At 61.7% G+C, this 1,918-nt stretch carries 3 protein-coding genes; all 3 read right to left on the bottom strand.

The genetic code is table 11. The features are described 5' to 3' along the window. Positions 1 to 492 (bottom strand): MlaD family protein (locus HMPREF2914_RS24535; protein WP_139148127.1); only part of this gene is annotated, 492 nt, incomplete at its 3' end. Beyond that, positions 485 to 1,105, bottom strand: a complete 621-nt coding sequence (locus tag HMPREF2914_RS24530) for a paraquat-inducible protein A (RefSeq protein ID WP_003107436.1) — start codon at positions 1,103 to 1,105, stop codon at positions 485 to 487. The genes HMPREF2914_RS24530 and HMPREF2914_RS24535, both read right to left, overlap by 8 nt. Continuing rightward, entirely contained in the window at positions 1,092 to 1,799 is a 708-nt protein-coding gene (locus HMPREF2914_RS24525) for a paraquat-inducible protein A (RefSeq protein WP_011666770.1), read from the bottom strand. The genes HMPREF2914_RS24530 and HMPREF2914_RS24525 overlap by 14 nt, the downstream gene beginning before the upstream one ends. Positions 1,800 to 1,918 lie beyond the last annotated feature (119 nt).

The following is a 1,918-nucleotide window of genomic DNA, read 5'->3' as shown; positions in this document are numbered from 1 at the left end:
ATCGGCCTTGAGGGTCAGGTGCAGGCCGGGCAGCTTGTCGGAAAGGGGTGGCGGCTCCTTCAACGCGGTGAAGTAGCGTTCTTCCTTCTCGCCCTTCACCGGATCGACCGCGATGTAGACGCCGGAGACCAGGGTTTCCAGGCCGGTGACGCCAGCCAGGGAAACGCGCGGCTTGACCAGCCAGAAGCGGGTGTCCTTGCTCAGATATTCCTGGGCTTCCTTCTTGATCTCGATGGTCGCGACCACGCCCTTGATGTCCTTGCTGACATGCAGGTCGGTCACCTTGCCCACCGAGATGCCCTTGTACAGCACCTCGGTCTTGTTGGCCTGGATCCCGTCGCCGCTCTCGAAGCGAACCTGGATGTCCACGCCGGCCTGGTCGAAGGCACGCCACGCCAGCCAGGCACCGATAGCCAGGGCCACCAGCGGCAGCACCCAGATCGCCGACCAGTTCGAGGTCTTGTGTTTCTTCGGACTTGGCAGATCACTCATTCTCGTCATCCAGATTGGTGTTGTCCCAGATCAGCCGGGGGTCGAACGTCACGGCGGCGAGCATGGTGAGCACCACCACGCTGGCGAAGGCGGCGGCGCCGAGGTTGGCCTCGATGCTCGCCAGGTTGCCGAAATTCACCAGCGCCACGAGGATGGCGATGACGAAGATATCGAGCATCGACCAGCGCCCGATCCATTCGATGAAGCGATACATCAGGATACGCTGGCGGGCCGACATCGGCTGGTGCCGCTGCACCGAATAGAGCAGCAGGGCGATGCCCACCAGTTTGAAAGTAGGAACCAGGATACTGGCGACGAACACCACCATGGCGATGGGGAACATGTCGGCATGCACCAGTTCGACCACGCCCTCCATGATGGTGGCGGGCATTCCGCTGCCGAAGAGGTTGACCGTCATGATCGGCAGCAGGTTGGCGGGTATGTAGAGGATCGCCGCGGTGATCAGCAACGCCCAGGTGCGCGTGAGGCTGTTTGGGCGCCGGGCGTGCAGAACCGCACCGCAGCGACTGCAACGCGGATGCTCGTCCCCGTCGGCGCGATTCAACTGGTGGCACTCGCCGCACACCAGAATTCCGGCATCAAGCGCGCGCATCGTCGTCCTCGCCGCCCAGCGCTTCCCATACCTGGTGCGGCGACATGGTGACCTCCAGCCAGACCTGGGTGAACAGCAGCGCCACGAAACAGGCCAGGCCGACGCCCAGGCTGAGGTCGGCCATGTCGATCAGCTTGACGATGGAAACCAGGATGCCCATGAGGTAGACCTCGAGCATCCCCCACTCGCGCAGATGGTGATAGCCGCGATAGAGCAGCATGCCGATGTGACGGGCGATACCGAAACGCACGCTGATCATCACCAGCAACTGGCAGAGCAACTTGACCAACGGGATCACCATGCTGCACAGGAATACCAGGATGGCGACGCCCTGCATGCCACTGTCGTAAAGACCGAGCACTCCCGTCCAGACCGTATCGCTGCGGGTCTGGCCGAGCAGGCTGAGATTCATGATCGGCAGGAAATTGGCTGGGATATAGAGGAAGAGCGCCGTCAGAACCAGCGCGAAGCAACGGCGTTTCCATTGATGGCGATGCGCGGCCAACTCGAAACCGCAGCGCGGACAATTGGCTTTCTCGCCCGGACCCAGGGGTTCCCGGCGCATCAACAGATCACACTCATGGCAAGCAACCAGTTCTTCCAGGGGAAGATCCTGCAGGCCACGGACATCGGTATCGGACATGAATGAGCTCGGCTGGATTTGTCGGCTATTGTAGACGAGCGCACAGTGCAAATCGCGTCTCCCATGCCCTCGGAAGTACGCCGCCCGGCAGCTCTCGAAGTTTTTCGATTATCGTCCGCAGCGCTGCTGGCTTGCCACTTTTCCGCGCGCAAAAGCAAAACCCCTGGTCA

The sequence above is a fragment of the Pseudomonas sp. HMSC067G02 genome (assembly GCF_001813485.1).
Classification (GTDB): Bacteria; Pseudomonadota; Gammaproteobacteria; order Pseudomonadales; family Pseudomonadaceae; genus Pseudomonas; species Pseudomonas aeruginosa.
This window is presented reverse-complemented; position numbering and strand designations above follow the sequence as displayed.